General features: G+C 44.3%; 15 protein-coding genes. 11 read left to right on the top strand and 4 right to left on the bottom strand.

The genetic code is table 11. From position 1 onward, the window contains the following. The first annotated feature begins 11 nt into the window (after nt 1-11). From ELS82_RS02240 to ELS82_RS02275, 8 genes are all read left to right on the top strand, one after another. Complete coding sequence (locus tag ELS82_RS02240; protein ID WP_134834033.1) at nt 12-470, top strand: TlpA family protein disulfide reductase; 459 nt, start codon at nt 12-14, stop codon at nt 468-470. After that, the gene (locus ELS82_RS02245; RefSeq protein WP_134834034.1) at nt 467-937 is read left to right on the top strand and encodes a DUF4266 domain-containing protein; all 471 of its coding nucleotides are present in this window, start codon (nt 467-469) and stop codon (nt 935-937) included. The genes ELS82_RS02240 and ELS82_RS02245 overlap by 4 nt, the downstream gene beginning before the upstream one ends. A gap of 15 nt (nt 938-952) precedes the next feature. After that, on the top strand, nt 953-2,176 hold the full coding sequence (locus tag ELS82_RS02250) for a DUF3570 domain-containing protein (RefSeq protein ID WP_134834035.1): 1,224 nt from the start codon (nt 953-955) through the stop codon (nt 2,174-2,176). Next, a complete protein-coding gene (locus tag ELS82_RS02255; RefSeq protein ID WP_134834036.1) occupies nt 2,166-3,050 on the top strand; it encodes an FAD:protein FMN transferase in 885 nt (294 codons plus the stop codon). Before ELS82_RS02250 ends, ELS82_RS02255 begins: the two co-directional genes overlap by 11 nt. Further along, nucleotides 3,047-4,786, top strand: a complete 1,740-nt coding sequence (dsbD, locus tag ELS82_RS02260; RefSeq protein WP_134834037.1) for a protein-disulfide reductase DsbD — start codon at nt 3,047-3,049, stop codon at nt 4,784-4,786. The genes ELS82_RS02255 and dsbD overlap by 4 nt, the downstream gene beginning before the upstream one ends. Before the next feature lie 124 nt (nt 4,787-4,910). Then, nucleotides 4,911-6,347, top strand: a complete 1,437-nt coding sequence (locus tag ELS82_RS02265; protein WP_134834038.1) for a coniferyl aldehyde dehydrogenase — start codon at nt 4,911-4,913, stop codon at nt 6,345-6,347. Between the two features lie 132 nt (nt 6,348-6,479). Continuing rightward, on the top strand, nt 6,480-7,199 hold the full coding sequence (locus tag ELS82_RS02270; RefSeq protein ID WP_134834039.1) for an SDR family oxidoreductase: 720 nt from the start codon (nt 6,480-6,482) through the stop codon (nt 7,197-7,199). 304 nt (nt 7,200-7,503) lie between these two features. Further along, nucleotides 7,504-7,806, top strand: coding sequence for a hypothetical protein (locus ELS82_RS02275; RefSeq protein ID WP_134834040.1), 303 nt, complete (start codon nt 7,504-7,506; stop codon nt 7,804-7,806). A 1-nt stretch (nt 7,807) separates the two neighbouring features. On the opposite strand, the gene ELS82_RS02280 is transcribed toward ELS82_RS02275, so the two are convergent. Next, nucleotides 7,808-8,959: a GGDEF domain-containing protein gene (locus ELS82_RS02280; RefSeq protein ID WP_134834041.1), complete on the bottom strand. Its 1,152-nt coding sequence runs from the start codon at nt 8,957-8,959 to the stop codon at nt 7,808-7,810. A gap of 288 nt (nt 8,960-9,247) precedes the next feature. Next, the gene (locus ELS82_RS02285) at nt 9,248-10,150 is read right to left on the bottom strand and encodes a LysR substrate-binding domain-containing protein (RefSeq protein WP_134834042.1); all 903 of its coding nucleotides are present in this window, start codon (nt 10,148-10,150) and stop codon (nt 9,248-9,250) included. A gap of 88 nt (nt 10,151-10,238) precedes the next feature. Here ELS82_RS02285 and ELS82_RS02290 point away from each other — a divergent pair, with 88 nt between their 5' ends. Continuing rightward, the gene (locus ELS82_RS02290; RefSeq protein WP_134834043.1) at nt 10,239-11,147 is read left to right on the top strand and encodes a DMT family transporter; all 909 of its coding nucleotides are present in this window, start codon (nt 10,239-10,241) and stop codon (nt 11,145-11,147) included. A gap of 45 nt (nt 11,148-11,192) precedes the next feature. Here the strand turns inward: ELS82_RS02290 and ELS82_RS02295 are convergent, their stop codons facing one another. Together ELS82_RS02295 and ELS82_RS02300 are read right to left on the bottom strand one after the other, a co-directional pair. Next, nucleotides 11,193-12,263 carry a DUF3541 domain-containing protein gene (locus ELS82_RS02295; RefSeq protein ID WP_134834044.1) on the bottom strand — a complete coding sequence of 357 codons (1,071 nt, stop codon included), beginning with the start codon at nt 12,261-12,263 and terminating at the stop codon, nt 11,193-11,195. A 110-nt stretch (nt 12,264-12,373) separates the two neighbouring features. Next, a complete protein-coding gene (locus ELS82_RS02300; RefSeq protein WP_167489203.1) occupies nt 12,374-14,533 on the bottom strand; it encodes an EAL domain-containing protein in 2,160 nt (719 codons plus the stop codon). A gap of 254 nt (nt 14,534-14,787) precedes the next feature. Between ELS82_RS02300 and ELS82_RS02305 the strand changes: the two genes are divergently transcribed. Beyond that, nucleotides 14,788-16,164 carry a diguanylate cyclase gene (locus tag ELS82_RS02305; protein ID WP_134834046.1) on the top strand — a complete coding sequence of 459 codons (1,377 nt, stop codon included), beginning with the start codon at nt 14,788-14,790 and terminating at the stop codon, nt 16,162-16,164. 71 nt (nt 16,165-16,235) lie between these two features. Further along, nucleotides 16,236-16,670: an Mpo1 family 2-hydroxy fatty acid dioxygenase gene (locus tag ELS82_RS02310; protein ID WP_134834047.1), complete on the top strand. Its 435-nt coding sequence runs from the start codon at nt 16,236-16,238 to the stop codon at nt 16,668-16,670. The last annotated feature ends 116 nt before the right edge of the window (nt 16,671-16,786 follow it).

Consider the following 16,786-nt stretch of genomic DNA (forward strand, 5'->3'; position numbering starts at 1 on the left):
AAGGAGAAATAATGTTTAAGAAATGGGTTGTCATTCTCGCTTTATTAACGTCACTACCGTCGTTGGCTTTTAAAGAAGGGGACACGCTGACGGATGCGGCATCTGCAGGGTTATCTCTTGATCCTAATAAATTGACGATTGTGGATTTCTTCGCTGAGTGGTGCGTGTCATGTCGCCATGAACTGCCGGAAGTGAATTCTCTCTATCAAACCCTTGATGGTACGGGTGTCACCGTAGTGGGTGTTGATGAAGAAGTCGAAGTGGGACTGGCGTTTCAAAAAGAGCTTGGTCTGGAGTTTCCAGTGGTTAATGACCCTCAGCAATCGCTGGTCAACGAATTTAAGCCTGTCGGCATGCCTGCGCTCTATTACATCTACCAAGGACAAATACTCAAAGTCCGTTTTGGGGCGATAAACAACATCAGCCAGGTAATTACTGAAGACCTAGCTGAAATGGGAGTGGAGCTATGAAGTTTGTTACTCGTGCGACTTATGTGGCGTTAGCGATGCTGTTTCCTTCTCTGGCACTTAGTGCACCCAAAATAGATTTGAGTGGGCTGGGTAAAGCGAAGCCAACGCAGACCCAAGTCATAGATGATTCGGGCATTTTCGAAGAGGAAGTCATTTCAAGCAAAGTGTACAGCAGCGATGGCGCAAAGCCTTCGGCGAGGCGCAAAGTTGAAATGGTTAAGCCCAGTACCGCTCAATTAAAACTTAACAAGCCGAAAAAAGAGAACAAATCCTCATGGGAATTTGTCGACAAGGCATTGGGCATTAAGCCTGTTAAACCGTGGGAGAAAGGCACTCTGGCAAAAAAAGAGATGAAGCCAGGTGGTCCAGTCCCAGAGTTTGATTTGTTCTCAGAAAAGGTGTTTGCCTACAAGCAAGGATCGGTTGGTGGTAGTGGCGTCGGTGGCGGCGGCTGTGGTTGTAACTAAATAAATAAAAACACAATGAAAAAAATACCCTTAACGCTGCTCGGTGCAGCAGCAGTGGCCAATAATGTAATGGCTGAAGATCATATTTCTGTTCATTACCTAAGTTACCAAGAATATGACGATAAAGTTGAAGCGGGCGATCGCGTCGTTTCATTTGAGAAAAGCATCGGTTTGGATTGGACGATCAATCTAGAAGTCGGCTATGACACGGTATCTGGCGCTTCGCCAGCTTGGGGGGCGACAACACCACCTTCTGGGCCAGACGATGCGATAAACCGTGCGCAGATGACGGAAAAGGCTCAGGCAAAAACAGATCAAGTTATTCGTTCCGGTTACGATCCACATGCAAGCGGCTACGAGATTCAGAAAGTGCCCTTAGAAGATAAGCGTAAATCGTTCAGTGCGAGTGCAACTTATCGAGATGAAGATCGCAATGAATGGACCTTTGGGCATAACTTTTCTGTTGAAGAGGACTACGAAAGTGTTGGCATTAACGGCAAGGGGCTTATCTATGCTGACTCGCAAAAGAACCGCTCATACAGCTTAGGTGTAGCCGCTCTGTTTGATAAAACGTTGGCGTTCCAAAAATATGAGAACTACGGCAACAGCCAAGAGTGGGAGGACATTTTTACTGGCAGTGTTGAAGCCGGGCTTTCTCAAGTATTCACGCCAAACCTATATGCGGTCTTTACGGGGTATGGGGGCTACCGTTCAGGGTATTTGAGCAACCATTATCTAACGGTATTGCGTGAAATAGATATCGATGAAGATGGCCAAATTGGCACTGATGAGGTGTTCTTAGCTCAAGATTCAAGACCGGATACCCGCCTGTCTGGTGGCGTTAACCTGCAAGCCTTTTGGTCGATCACTGACTCTTTGGTCGTTCGTCCAAGATACAAGTGGTTCCAAGATGATTGGGGAGTCATGTCGCACCAAGTCGGAGGTAAGCTCTCTTGGGCGGTGACCGATTGGTTGACGTTAGGTCCTGGGTATTTTTGGTATACCCAAGACGCTGCTGATTTCTACCGTGACCCTTACGGCTCGGATAAGACGTTTGCTTCTACTGGTTATGCGACGTCAGATCTTCGTTTAGGCGACTATACCGCTAATGCCTATGAGCTAGGAGCGAGCGTCAAGGTATACAAAGGTGTGAGCATTAACCTTCTTGGTGCTTATTATGAGCAATCCAATGGTTTTGAAGCGCAATGGTGGGCCGTTGGAGCGACCTATGCATTCTAATAGGCCATTTGTTCATCGCTTTAAAGCAATGACGGTGCCGTGTGAAGTGCAACTTTTTGGCTCGCTTAAGGCGAGCCAAATTGCTGAGATGATTGAACAAAACACTCGTCGACTAGAGCAAAAATATAACTTCTACTCTAAGCAATCTTGGCTGACACGTGAATTAAATCAACGTAGCGGTCAGTCAGTATTGCTTGACGATGAATCCCTCGTCGTTTTTCAAACGCTGAAAAATCTGGTGAAGGGAACGGCTGGAGTCTTTGACCCTACAGTAGGTTCACTCAAGTGGTTGTTAGCCAAGAACGCAAGCCTAAGTCGTGCGCAGGTTTATCAAATGGCTCAACCTATGATGGGTGAAGAGGCCTGGCACCTTGAGGGTAGTCAGCTGTGTATCAGCCATCAAGAAACGCGGTTTGACCTTGGTGGAGTGATCAAAGAGTTTGCTATTGATCAAGCGTTCAATCTTGCTCAAAGCTTGGGCGTAACAGCGGCGCTGATTAACTTTGGTGGCGACATCCGTGTGCTGGGTTCTAAACCAAACCAAGAGGCGTTTAATGTGGCGGTGGTTAACCCTAATGACCCGACACAAGCTTTTTTTTCGTTGCCATTGGCTAATTCAGCTTTGACGACTTCTGCACACTATGAGCGCAAAACGCAATTTTCTGACGAGCAAACCTCTCACATTTTGTCTGACAAAGGGACCCATCCGAAAGTGTTATCGGTGACCGTTGTTGCCCCCAGTGCTTTAGAAGCTGGGGCGATAAGTACCGCGCTCACTATTGACCCATTACTTCCAGTCCCTGACGAAGTGGGCGTCATCTTTATCGATGATCAGCTCAAAATACATCAAGATACGGAGTTTCTAACGCAATGAAACAGTTCATTGTCACCTTAATGGTGTTTCTTTCCTTTGCCACATGGGCTCAAGACGACGATTTTCTGCCTGTAGAGCAAGCATTCCCATATCAGTGGTCTGTGAGTGAGGCGGGCTTGCAAGTGCACTTTGCTGTTCATCCTGATTACTACTTATACAAATCACGCTTTAAATTTAGCTCTGACGAATCAGTCAAGCTTGGGGAAGCCGACTTTTCTTGGGCAGGTAAGTCTAAAACGGACAAGTACTTTGGTCAGGTTGAGGTATTCGATAAACCCGTGACATTGACACTGCCGTACGGCGGCGTAGGGGATATCAAAGTCCGTTATCAAGGCTGTGCCAATAAAGGGCTATGCTACTTACCTCAGACGATCACTTTGTCGGTTCCAGAGCATATCAACTCGACGCCGAATGAGAGCTCTATTTGGCAGGATATTTCAAACTTAGCTGATGATACTGATGGCCTGTCAAAGTTTTTAGGCAGTGCGTCAAAAGCTCAGGCTGTTCTGGTGTTCTTTTTACTTGGGTTAGGGTTATCTCTGACGCCTTGCGTGCTACCAATGGTGCCAATTTTATCGAGCATAATAGGCGGTGACGCTAAGATGACAGGGCGTAAAGGGCTTATTCTATCGAGCTCTTACGTTCTAGGCATGGCAACGAGTTATGCGATGACAGGGATCTTAGTCACGACAATTGCAAAAGGCGTTAACTTGCAAGCTGCGATGCAGCAACCTTGGTTGCTTAGCCTTTTTGCCATTGTATTTGTTGCTTTAGCATTAGCAATGTTCGGTTTTTATGAGTTGCAATTGCCTTCCTCAATCCAAAATAAGCTTAACAGCCGCTCTGACAAACTTGGTGGTGGTCGAGTAGTCAGTGTGTTTGGTATGGGAGCGGTGTCCGCTTTGGTTGTTTCCCCTTGTGTCAGTGCACCTTTAGCTGGCGCTTTACTGTATGTATCGACCACACAAGATTGGGTATTTGGCGGTATTACGCTGTTTATTATGGCGCTGGGGATGGGAATTCCTTTGATTCTTATCGGTGTCAGCGGTGGTAAGTTACTGCCTAAGAGTGGTGCGTGGATGATTGCAGTAAAGCAGCTGTTTGTCGTGTTATTACTTGCGGTCGCGATTGTACTTGTCAGTCGCTTCGTTCCTGCATGGTTGACCATGTTGCTATGGGCAATGCTCACAATAGGTACCGGGGTTCACTTCGGGGCGCTAGAAGGCGCTCAGCCAGGTTGGGCTAGAATGCGTAAATTGGCGGCCTTTATGTCGTTGTTTTATGGTTTGGTCTTGTTTGTCGGGTTTCTTACTGGTGGTGCTGACCCGCTGAATCCATTGCAAGCACAGACTGCGCCTCAGCAGCCTATTTCGAGCTCAGCGTCGTTTACTAAACTTGCCAGCATTGCGGCATTAGAAAGTGCGCTAATGCAGGCGCAAAATGAACAACAGCCTGTGTTGGTCGACCTTTATGCTGATTGGTGTGTCTCATGTAAAGTGATAGAAAAAGAGATCTTCAGTAATGCAACGATCGCAGAAAAACTGGCCGAGTGGAAAACGATTAAGCTAGACGTAACAGAGAGTACACCGGAACAAATGGCTTGGCTTTCTCAGCGTAATGTCTTTGGTCCTCCGGCGATATTTTTCTATTCCCCGAGTGGAGAAGAAATCAAAACCAGTCGGCTTGCTGGGGCAGTAAGCTTAGATAAGTTCCAAGCTCAATTTCCTCAACTGTAGTGACGAATCAAGCAGCGAATATGCTGCTTGATTTAATTCTGTAGCGTAAAAGTCATCAGGGAGAAGATTTTGGCGAGGATAGTAGCTAATATTAACGGAGAATAATTAATGGTTGGCTACTAAAATGGAAAAAGTTGTAGACATTAACAAATGGCACAAGGAACACGTTAAGAGTGAACAAGATCTTCAAAACTTGTTTACTGAGATCAACACTCACTATCACTCTGACCCCTCGTCAACTCTTGAGCAAAGGCTAGATAAGCTCAAGCAGCTAAAGTTGAATTTACTTGACCACCAATCTCAACTCGTCGAAGCGTTGAACTCAGACTATGGCCATCGTAGTGAATTTGACAGCCTCATCTGTGATGTACTGCCAGCCGTTAGTCACATTAATTACACCATTAAGCACCTTAAAAGATGGATGAAACCCAGTAAGCGCCATACGGGGTTGCTGTTAATGCCTTCAAAAGTGAGAGTCGAGTATCAGCCGTTAGGGGTTGTTGGGGTGATTGCTCCTTGGAACTTTCCTATTGTTCTTAGCATCGCACCGATTGTCACTGCCCTTGCGGCGGGAAATCGCGTAATGGTCAAGTTAAGCGAGCATACGCCAGCCACAAACGCCGTACTGAGCCAAATTTGTTCGGTGCTGGATCAAGATGTCTATATCGTCGAAGGGCAAGCAGACATCGCTCAATATTTCTCTTCTCTACCTTTCCATCACCTCATTTTTACTGGCTCTACCAAGGTCGGTAAGCTGGTGGCGAAAGCGGCGGCCAGCAACTTGACTCCGGTAACTCTTGAGCTTGGAGGAAAGTCTCCGGTACTTATTGCTGATGATGCCGATATCAAACGAGCAGTGGATGCGATTATGCTAGGCAAGTCGATCAATGCGGGTCAAATTTGTGTTGCACCTGATTATGTACTGCTTCCACAAGGAAAAGAGCTGCAATTTATAGAGTGTTATTTGGAACGCTTTTTTCAACTCTATGTCGAAGATGGAGAATTGAAAGAGGCGACACATATCGTCAATGAGGCGCAACACAAGCGTTTGCTCTCTTACCTTAAAGACGCCAAAGATCGAGGTGCGACGATTCATACCATTGATTATGTCGACCATGAACAAGGCCAGATGCTGCCCCAACTGATCACTGGGCTCACGGAACAAATGCTAGTGATGAAAGAAGAGATCTTTGGTCCGATTCTTCCGGTTATTGGTTACCGGCATTTGAATGAGGCGCTTACGTTCATTAATTCAAAGCCAAGACCGCTGGCACTTTACTTAATGTCTGATGACAAGTTGCTTCAGCAGCAAGTGATTGAGCAAACCCACAGTGGTGGAGTGGCATTTAACGATACGCTTTTGCATGTTGCCGCAGATGATGCCCCCTTTGGTGGTATCGGAGAATCCGGTATGGGCCATTATCATGGTGAGGAAGGGTTTAGAACGTTTTCAAAAGCGAAGACGGTATTATCTACCCCGGTCTGGATTCCGCGTAGTGGTTTACTGCTTGAATACCGAGCTTGGCTACAAAAGATCATAGGCCTTTTGTTCTTGCGTTAATCGGATTGATTGTTGCAGTGTAGCAACAGTGTTTCAACCTAATTGATATATATCAACAGCGAGAGTTCTTCTAATATACCTCCATCGCAGCAACACAGGCTGCAAACGAATTTCAACAGAGGAAATATTAACATGAAAAAACTAATCGTAATCACAGGTGCTAGTTCAGGTATTGGTGAAGCTATTGCTCGTCGTTTGAGCAATGAAGGTCATCCTCTACTTCTTTTAGCTCGTCGTATTGACCGTCTTGAAGCGCTTAACCTACCAAACTCTTTATCAGTAAAAGTAGACGTAACAGACAAAGCCTCTTTTGAAGCTGCTATTGCTCAGGGCGAAGCAAAATTCGGCCCTGTAGATGCTATCGTAAACAACGCTGGTGCAATGCTTCTTGGTCAAATAGACACTCAAGATGCACAAGAATGGAAAACCATGTTTGATGTTAACGTTCTTGGTCTTCTAAATGGTATGCAAGCGGTCCTTGCGCCAATGATGGAGCGTAACAGCGGTACGATTATCAACATTAGTTCAATTGCGGGTAAGAAAACCTTCCCAAATCATGCGGCATATTGTGGTACTAAATTCGCAGTACACGCTATCTCTGAAAACGTACGTGAAGAAGTGGCAGCATCAAATGTTCGTGTTACAACAATTGCACCAGGTGCCGTTGAAACAGAACTGCTTTCTCATACCACATCACAAGATATCAAAGATGGCTACGATTCATGGAAAGAAGACATGGGTGGTGTTCTAGCGGCTGATGATATTGCTCGCGCAGTAGAGTTTGCTTACAGCCAACCACAGAATGTGTGTATCCGTGAAATTGCTCTAGCGCCAACGAAGCAACAGCCATAATCGAGTGAAAAGCACGATATTAGATAGCCAGCGACGAATGTTGCTGGCTTTTTTGTTTCTTCAAATTGAGAATTTATTTGAGAATAGAGCGGATGCTTGAGAATTAGTCGAGATTAATAGTTGTTTGAAACCATATGCTTAGATTTATTTTTGGTTGTTTGGCATAGGGGTTGCTTTGATATTGAGTGACAGAGAAGTTATTCGCATTTTCGAGAAAACCGAATAATGATGTCGTTATTATCAGATTTATAGTTACAAGTGTTGACTATACTTAGAGTATGACTATCACCGAGAGGAGATGCTTATGGCAGTTGTTCCAAAACATACCGACTCTAGCACTCGTTACGATCCTAGTCAGGAGTTAACGGCAGATCAGCTACATCGATTTGGTCGAGTTGCACAGAAAGCGCAGCAACGTCGTGATGAGAGAATAGAACGAGGAGTTACACCTCAAACAGAGCGTGCAGCAAGAAGAGCCGCGCTGAAAGATGCCGCTTTTAGACCGATCGTTGCACCTAAACGCGACAAACCTAATACTGTCCGCTACGCAGTATGGATGCTTGTTATTATGGTTTTCTCACTTTGGTTAATGTATATGACTCGTTAACCTATTTAATCGAAGTTACATTCGCGAGATTTTTTTCCTGCTCAGAAAGAGCGCGAGGTATTTTGTTGTCGCTGTAGAAGCGGTATTGGTTTTTACCACTATGCTTCGCAGCATACATTGCTTTGTCTGCGCATCGGGTGAGCTCTGAGAGCGTGCTCGCGTCATCCGGATAGAGCGAAACACCCACACTGACTGTTAGTGTATTTATCCGTTCAGACGATTGATAGCTTTCAGTAAACAGGTGGCTTATGCGGTTTAGTATACTCTCCAAATCGTCTATTTTTTTCACATCGTAAAGCAGCAAGACGAACTCATCACCAGCGAAGCGCGCAATCGAGTAGTCGTGTTTATCGGTTTTTCGATCTTTGTTGCGGACATTATTTCTTAAGCGTTTGGCGAAATACTGTAAAACCCGATCACCCACATCGTGTCCATAGGTGTCATTGATTGATTTAAAGTTGTCGATATCAATAAATACCATGGCAGTGATCTTAGGACTGTTTTCTTTCTCCACCAGTTTGCCTGCTGCCCAGTTTTCGAAGCTCCAACGATTAGCAAGCCCGGTGAGCTGATCCAAATAGGCAAGATCTTCGATGCCTTCTAAATACAGCGAGTGGATGTAGTTCATCACTTTGGCGTAGTAATACGCCGATATGTTGCATAGTAGACAGAGCGAGAACAGACTGAGTAAGAAGCGGCTTTTAGAGCCACTTTCAGAAAAATGCACTGCTTGAGGGAATTGAATGGCGATTAAGGTGAGAACGCAAAACCCGACACTCATTAACGCACCGACCTTGAAGTCGTTAACGAAAATGAGTACTGCAATAATAGGGTAAAGCCAAAGAAGCCGATCGTTGATGTGTTCACCATAGAGCAGCAGAACAACACCGTGGAAGAGAAGAACGCCGCTAAGAACTAAGCCACTATGATTGAAAACTTGGTGTTTATAAAGGTAGAGGGTATTGAGCAGCAGTAACAAAGACGAAAAGAAGTTGATGGCACAAAGAAAGTAGTCACTGCTTAGGTAACGAACTACCCCGTAACTCGTTAGGATGACAATTGATATCAACGAGCAGAGCAAAACGATATTCGATTTTCGTGTTGCTCGAATATCCGCCATCTCTTCTATTTGCCTTCCTGCAAGCTGTGGCATATTAAAGAAATTCCTCACGTATAGCCCCTCAAGCTAAGTCTAGGAGAAATATAAATGTCTGAACGAAAACCGAATTATAGTGTTTTTACCAATATGATTATTTAATATGCATCTTGATTTATAGTGTCGTGTGATTTAACCAAGCAACAGAATTTTGACTCATACATAATCCGTTGTATGACGGCTTGATAATAACCGTAGTGGTGAAGTTTTGACGTTTACAGGTTTTCAGAGCTTATATAAGAACCTGATTTTATATGCTGTGCTTATGACTAAATGATCTATCGACTATTCAGGGCCGAGCGCAAATTCACGACGTATCCAGTTCCGAATCAAGAATACATTTTCGTTTTTGAGCTTACTTGGCTGACAAGCGAAATAGAATTTTTGCTTGGAGTTGAGAACCGGTTCACCCACTTCGACTAAGTACCCTTGGTTCACTTCTTCCCTGACAAATATGCGGTGGGTAACAAATACCCCCAAATGACGAGTTGCTGCTTGTACTGCCTGAATAGAAGCGCCAAATTTAAGGTTATTGACCGGATCAGGCATAGAATGCTGGTACTTGTCGCACCAAATCCCCCAGTCATGTTTCCGGCGGTCATTTGTCACTATGATTGCTGGGTGGCTCTCCAGCAGTGTAATTGGGTCTGTTTGCCCATTGGCGAGTTCAGGACTGGCGACCATGACGAGTTCATCATCAGCCAGTTTCTCACAATAGTAGTCTTGCCAATCATCAGTGTGACCATGAATAACGGCAATATCGACGCCTTCATTTTCCATCACAAACTGCCCCACAAGGTTCGATATACGAATATCTAGATTAGGAGCGTATTGATTAAACTTATGAACTCTTGGGATCCACCAGTGCATCGCTAAGGAGTTGACCATGTTCAATGTGAGCCGATGTGAGAGGTTGTTTTCGACTAGCTGCTGAGTGGCGCGAGTGATCTGTTCTAGCGGGGGAGCGACTCGTTTGTAATAACTGCGCCCAAGTGCGTTGAGGGTAATATTTCTGCCAGTTCGGTTGAACAGAGTTTGCCCAAGATAAGATTCTAACGATTTGATTGATTGGCTTATCGCGGAGTGACTGACGTGCAGTTGATCTGCCGCCTTAGTCATGCTTTGCGTTTCCGCAACAGCGACAAAAGCATATAAGGATTTAAGTGGCGCAGAAGTTATTTTTTTCATCTGTAAGTTTTTCTTACCAATACTGTCAATTTAACTCAGTTTTTATTTCTCCCCCTTGTTTCTAAACTAGTCGGTGTAAGGGGGATGTATGTCAATTCAGTTGTACCCGTTTTTATTTATGTTAGCGTCAACGTTCAGTCTGTCATTAACTGGACTGCTTTCCAAATTTTTGAGTCAATATGTTGATCTGGCAACTCTTGGATTTCTAAGGTTTGTTATACCTGCAGCGATCATTTTCGTGATTACTCGACAATCGATGATGATGCCAAGAGGTAGGCTCGCTCGCACGATCTGGCTGAGAGCGATATGTATTGCCGGCTGTCAGCTTTGCTTTATCTATTCACTTTTACACTTAAGCTTAGTGGAAAGTATTGTTCTGTTTGGCACAGGACCACTATTTATCCCTGTGTTAGAAAGGCTTATATATAAAACGCCGCTACAATGGTTATCAATAGCCTCGTTGGTGGCAACGTTTTACGGGGTAACGTTACTTGCAGGTGATGTATCGGATATATCGGTACGCCCTGAGTTACTGGTAGGCTTGGCGTCAGGTTTATTGAATGCGGGATCGCAACTTAGCTTATATAGAATCAGTAAATCGAGCTTATCGGCATTAGAGATTAACTACTGGACATTTCTATTTGCAGGCTTGGTTCTATTGCCGTTTATTGGCCATAGCTATGTCAGTTTAGATAGTCTTGTTGATGCAAGTGTTGTTCGGTGGGAAGGGCTGGTGGCACTGTTAATTATTATCTCAGTGCTGATTATTAACACCCAGGTATTTCGCGCCAAGGCCTATCGTTTAGCGAATTCGGGCACTCAGTTAGCGCCGCTAGTATTTACCAATGTGCTATTTACCGCGTTATGGCAGCAGATATACTTCGATGTAAGTTACAATGTCACGCAGTCGGTGGGGTTGCTATTAATTCTGACCGCTAACATGTTTGTTGTTCTGTTTCCGATTTGCCGCCGTCGTTATAACGCCAAAGCTGCTTAAAAATAGTAAGCCCCACAAGGGTGTAGGGCTTTACTGTCGAATAGCTTATTGAGCGATGAGCCCATAAGGGAGATTGGAGAAGACTTTTGGGTTAGCTTTAATCGTCGGCGCTTCATTTACGCTCTGCCAATCAAGCAGCATTATTGCCAATACATTTCGATGTTCACCATAGGCAACATCAAAGTCACCGGTCACAGATGGGATCATCCCTTTATCTTTGTCGATCGACTTTTGAATCGCTTGGCGTGTCTTTTCTACAACAGGGTCATTTTCAAGCCCTGCCAGTAAAAAGCTAATCCCAACTTCAGCGACAACATCTTCTTTTGCTCTAAGTAAGATGGTGTCAATGTTGCTACGGAAATAGTCATAGATCCATTGGTACTCTTTCTCATCGACACGATGCTGGTAGTACTCAGAGTCAGCAAAGATAATGTGTGTTAGGCCGTAAATCTTATTGCCGTATTGCTGCTTAGAGAGCTTTTTGTCTTGGCTATCAGGATAAGCTTTACGGAAGGCATTGATAAATGGAGTCACTACATCCTGTTCGTTGAGTTGGCGTAACCAAAATACCTGATTAGCAAGTTGCGCTGCCCAAGCTCGAATCATTTCGGGGTCGGTCGCATACTTCTCAAAATCATAACGGCGGATGACCTGGCGCAGCTTCTCATCTTCTTTGTGTTTAAGGCCATACTCGTTGGCTCTGGCCATAGAACCGAGTAGGTCAACACCTAGATAAAGGTATTCAGGCATATGTTTCGTTACGGTATAGCGCCTGACACTGCGCTCGTCGGTATCATCGCTGTAACTAGAAACACGTTTCTCTGAATAGAGTAGGATTTGCTCTGGAGTGTGAACTTCTTCAGCGAATTTATTGAGTCTGCTGGCGACGCGTGCCATATCACTCCAAACGGCCGCTGAATACTTAGGGTCGAGTGTTTGTCGATACATTCTTAGGCCATAGTGACCTTCTTTGAATGCAGGAAGCGTGTAGAGCTGAGATTCGTATGTGTCACGAATAATATCAGCAGAAGCAGTAAAACTCTCAGGTGTAGTTGATGCAAAGGTTGTTTGGCTGATCGCTAAGCCTAAGCATAGTGCGACAAACTTTCCACGCATGGGGTCATCCTCATAGGTCAATTTACCAATCTATCCATTAACACTATCAGAAATTTCTGATTTGATTGTGAGCAATGAGTTAGGACTTACCAATAACTGACAGTTTTAGGTTAGTGGCAAAGGTTGGCTAGCTCTTGTGCAAGTGGCCTAGGTTTAGCAATGCCATAGCCTTGTCCGTAATGAATATTAAGCGACGTTAATATTTCTGCATGCGCTTCGGTTTCAACGAATTCTGCGACGGTTTTCAGTCCCATGCTTTGTGCGATATGGCTGATATTGCTCACGATGGCCTTGTCTGTTTCGTCTGTATCGATATGTGCGACGAAAGAGCCATCGATCTTGAGTATATCAACCGGGATTCGGCGCAGGTAATCAAACGATGCGTAGCCAGTACCGAAGTCATCGAGCGCAATTTTACAACCTTGTGCTTGAAGAGAGGCGATATTGATGGATGCCTGAAGTTCATCGTCAAGGGGTTTGCTTTCAGTAATCTCAAAACAGATCTTGTTGAGAGGAACTCGATAGTAGTTGGCCTTCTCAACAATTTGCCTATCTAAACCTGCGTGGGTAAGGGCTTGAGCGGTCAAATTGATGCAGCAGCTTTCAATGCTATTCCAGTCGTTAACACGCTCACTGAGCGTTTTAAAGGTGTTGCGGATTACCCATTTATCGAGTTCGACTTCTAAACCAAATTCATGGATGAGCGGAAAAAACTCAGCAGGGGCTAGAACATCACCTGATTTGCTCGGGAGGCGGATTAACACCTCAAATGATGCCGCATCATCTAGCGCTTGTAAGTTTCGATATGGCTGGCAGTAGAGCTCAAATGCATCGTTGTCGAATGCGGCTTGGATTTGGCTTAGCTTCGATATATCACTAGACCTTGCATCAGACAGGTTGACTTCAATCACTGCTAGGAAAGGCGGACTATTCTCTGCATGGGAACATAGGTCAGACACAGCGGAACCAACCTCTTGTCCTTGAGGAGTGCTTCCATGAACAATCTTAGGGTTTAAGATCTTAATTGAACGCTCTTGCCACTTAAATGCGAAGTTGACCACCAGTTGATGCAACTGATGAAGTGCGCGGCTATTTGCTTGCGGATGACTGGAAAGATAAATCAAGCTAGTCGTAAAGGGAGCGGTATAAGCGTTTTGGCATAGAGAACTGTGTTGAGATAAGTGCGTTGACAGTTGCTGAACTAGCTCGCCTTTGCCTGCTAATCCTAAGGTCTTTAAACGTCGAGTGATCTCAGAAAGATCGATCAAAATTAAACTTGGTTGGTGAATCGCTTGTACGTCATCACGAAGCTGCGCCATTGAAAATAGCTTGGTATATGGGTCTCTTCGTTCGCTTAAAATCACTTTTTTGAGTGTCAGGTGGTTTTTGATGGCCTGAGCGATCATTAAAAAGATGACACTGGTGATGGTAAATAGGATGGCAATAAGGCTATAGAAGGTCTCAATCGTAATCTGTTGCTGGTCAAAAGCATTTACGGAACTGTAGGTACTAATGAGGCTCAGAAAGAGAGTGAGCAAAGCTGGTTGTAGGTAGCCAAAGGCCCCAAGTCCTAATCCGATTACAGGCACCAAAATGATGCTCAGTGCATTAAGCGTTAACAGATCGTCAGCAATGAATGCAGCTAACAAGACCAATGAACTGATTGCAATCCACGGCTTATAAAGTTCTTGGTGCTCACCACGATCACGCATTTCGTAATCTAATCCAATAAGAATTGAGCGCTGCGCCTTGTCAACACAGCCGAGTAGGACAAGAAACATTGGTGTGAGTAGTACTTGCGTCAGAGCGCTGCTTAATATCGCGTACCCATAGTAATGAATATCGTCCATATAAGGGTAGTTGAATGCGTTAGTGATGATGATTATCGCGATTGTCATGGCAATCGGATATAGCACGACCATGAAGCACAAGTAACAAATCGCCTTAATTGTGAAGTTGTTGCTTGTAACTCTTTGGTTGAGCTCTAAAAACAACCGAGTAAAGAGATAGATCACCCCTGGTAGCAACAGTGAAAATGCAATCGCGACGGCGGGTTCTCTTTGAGAGATAAATAAATAGTGAAGCAGCAAGCCCAAAGAGGCGGCTGGAATCGCTTTAGCTCGCTCTCGAAGAAGGACTGCCGCAATGAAGCTGGCGGTAAAAGAAAGAATATGAACCCGCTCAGTATGGAGCTCGAACAGTAACGATATTTGGAAAGTGGCGAGAATGCCTAATACGATCCCAACGTGAAGCATCGCTTTGGTTAACATTGTTCTAGAAAACGAAGTGATGGTCATTGAGAATAAGGGCACTGTCTAGGTTAAGGTTTGAACGGTGCACTATAAAGCAAAGTAGCAATATTGTACCGTCTTATCAATAAATTTATCCATTATCGGTGAAAAGTACGACAAATTAATGTACGTTTTATATAACTGATAAAAATAACAATCATCGTCATTTTTGCGTAATAGACCAAATAATGGTTTGAATTTGTATTAATAGCGCGACCGTTTCTGGGGGATAAATGACTTATCATCGAGACAGGCATTATCATATTAGTGCTTTGTTTTTGACCATTTTTGTCTTTTCTATAGGACTCATTGAGTTTCTAGATCGCAGTCAGAAATCCTTTCTGAGAGATAGCCTTTTGGCGCGCGCAAAAGAAGAGCTTTCTATCGTTCGCTCTGAGCTTGAAGCCGCGATTGTTGCTGATATTTACGTGTCTAATAGCCTCACGACTTTAGTAGCCGCTAACCCTGAATTTGAGTTCTCTGGTTGGGATCTGATCGCTTCCAGTATTCTACGCAAAAGTAGGCATGTCCAAATAATAGGCCTTGCTCCCGATGATATCGTCCAATTTATCTACCCTTTAGAAGGGAATGAAAAAGTCGTTGGGCTGGACTATCGCACCATTCCAAACCAGTGGCGAAGCATTAAAAAAGCGCAAGAAGTACAAGATATTTTCATCTCTGGCCCTGTTAATCTTGTGCAAGGAGGAAAGGGCTTAATTGCCCGAGTGCCGATTTTTACTGACCCGCCTTACAACACAAGATATTGGGGTGTGTGTAGCGTTGTTATTTCTCTCGATTCACTGTTTTTAGATGTGGGTATTTCATCATTTGAACACAGATATGTACTTGCGATGCGCGGGATGAACAGTACTGGGATCAATGGCGAAGTGTTCTATGGCTTACAACATACTTTCGATAATGCCTTTGCTGTAGAAGTGGTCCATTTTCCTTATGGGAGTTGGGCGATAGCGGCGTCAACGAAAGGGGACTTGTTATCCAACAGCGAATGGTACCGGGTGCATGCGGTTAGACTGTTGGGCTATCCGATGATGGTTATTCTAATCTTCGCGTTTGCGATTACTTTCCGTTTATATTCGCAAGCCACCAATCGATCCTTACATGATGAACTGACACGCTTACCCAATCGACGTTACTTTATGTATACCTTAAGCGAGCATTTTGATGCGGCGGTAAAGAATCCCCATAAGGATAAGTTTGCGATTCTTAATATTGACCTCGATAAGTTCAAACGTATTAATGATACCTACGGGCACGCCGCTGGTGACAAAGTCCTTATCGCAACTGCCGAACGACTTAAGAGCGTACTTAGGGCTTCAGACCTTGTTGCTCGCATTGGCGGAGATGAATTCTTGATCTTGCTACCAAGAATCGATCGTGTGGAAGATGTTGATATCATAAACATTGAATTGCAAAAAGCGGTGTGTCACACCCCTGTTATTTTCGAGCAGAGCCTTATCAACATTCAGGTTAGTGTTGGCTACGCCTTGTACAAACCTGAACTCAAGGATGTCGATGAACTCCTTAAGCTTGCCGATATTCGCATGTATGAAGAGAAGCGGCGCCAAAGTTTAAAAGAACACACAAATTAACGTACTCAAACGGCAAGTTAATCTAACCCGTGCTATAGAAATAGTAGTGATGGTTATAAAAGTGCGTGCGTATGAAAGATCTAACTCAGTGGCTTTGTGAATATGGAGAAAGTCATCAAAACCCCATCAACCAGAAAATCCACAAGGTGGCTGTGCCGGGGATCTTCTTATCTGTTGTGGGATTGATTTGGTCGATTCCTTCGATTGAGTTATTTGGGCTCTCCTTAAACTGGGTTTGGATCGCTGCGCTACCAGTGATGGTGTTTTACTTTCGACTCTCATTAAGTGTTTTTCTGATGATGCTGGGATTTACCCTCGCGTGTATCGCATTAGTTTGGTCTATCGAACTGATGCAGATATCTATCTTTCTCTTCTCTCTCACGCTTTTCGCTATCTTGTGGCTGTTCCAGTTTATTGGCCACAAAATAGAAGGCAAAAAGCCCTCATTTTTTGAAGATCTCCAATTCTTGCTTATTGGACCTATTTGGGTGTTCCGCAAACAGTAAGACTCGATATGTACTCGTTTTATCGTTTGCGTTGAATCCCGTGCTCTAAATCACACTTCCTTATAAGTTTGTTAATTCCTTAGTGGTAGTAAATAACAAATGTGACAATTGTCATA

This window comes from Vibrio ouci (assembly GCF_004551525.1).
Classification (GTDB): domain Bacteria; phylum Pseudomonadota; class Gammaproteobacteria; order Enterobacterales; family Vibrionaceae; genus Vibrio; species Vibrio ouci.

What these genes read in the sequence shown, in the direction of transcription:
- ELS82_RS02240 (WP_134834033.1), top strand. Translation starts at nt 12, where the DNA reads ATGTTTAAGAAATGGGTTGTCATTCTCGCTTTATTAACGTCACTACCG.
- ELS82_RS02265 (WP_134834038.1), top strand. Translation starts at nt 4,911, where the DNA reads ATGGAAAAAGTTGTAGACATTAACAAATGGCACAAGGAACACGTTAAG.
- ELS82_RS02255 (WP_134834036.1), top strand. Translation starts at nt 2,166, where the DNA reads ATGCATTCTAATAGGCCATTTGTTCATCGCTTTAAAGCAATGACGGTG.
- ELS82_RS02290 (WP_134834043.1), top strand. Translation starts at nt 10,239, where the DNA reads ATGTCAATTCAGTTGTACCCGTTTTTATTTATGTTAGCGTCAACGTTC.
- ELS82_RS02285 (WP_134834042.1), bottom strand. Translation starts at nt 10,150, where the DNA reads ATGAAAAAAATAACTTCTGCGCCACTTAAATCCTTATATGCTTTTGTC.
- ELS82_RS02305 (WP_134834046.1), top strand. Translation starts at nt 14,788, where the DNA reads ATGACTTATCATCGAGACAGGCATTATCATATTAGTGCTTTGTTTTTG.
- ELS82_RS02280 (WP_134834041.1), bottom strand. Translation starts at nt 8,959, where the DNA reads ATGCCACAGCTTGCAGGAAGGCAAATAGAAGAGATGGCGGATATTCGA.
- ELS82_RS02250 (WP_134834035.1), top strand. Translation starts at nt 953, where the DNA reads ATGAAAAAAATACCCTTAACGCTGCTCGGTGCAGCAGCAGTGGCCAAT.
- ELS82_RS02295 (WP_134834044.1), bottom strand. Translation starts at nt 12,263, where the DNA reads ATGCGTGGAAAGTTTGTCGCACTATGCTTAGGCTTAGCGATCAGCCAA.
- dsbD (WP_134834037.1), top strand. Translation starts at nt 3,047, where the DNA reads ATGAAACAGTTCATTGTCACCTTAATGGTGTTTCTTTCCTTTGCCACA.
- ELS82_RS02310 (WP_134834047.1), top strand. Translation starts at nt 16,236, where the DNA reads ATGAAAGATCTAACTCAGTGGCTTTGTGAATATGGAGAAAGTCATCAA.
- ELS82_RS02270 (WP_134834039.1), top strand. Translation starts at nt 6,480, where the DNA reads ATGAAAAAACTAATCGTAATCACAGGTGCTAGTTCAGGTATTGGTGAA.
- ELS82_RS02275 (WP_134834040.1), top strand. Translation starts at nt 7,504, where the DNA reads ATGGCAGTTGTTCCAAAACATACCGACTCTAGCACTCGTTACGATCCT.
- ELS82_RS02245 (WP_134834034.1), top strand. Translation starts at nt 467, where the DNA reads ATGAAGTTTGTTACTCGTGCGACTTATGTGGCGTTAGCGATGCTGTTT.
- ELS82_RS02300 (WP_167489203.1), bottom strand. Translation starts at nt 14,533, where the DNA reads ATGTTAACCAAAGCGATGCTTCACGTTGGGATCGTATTAGGCATTCTC.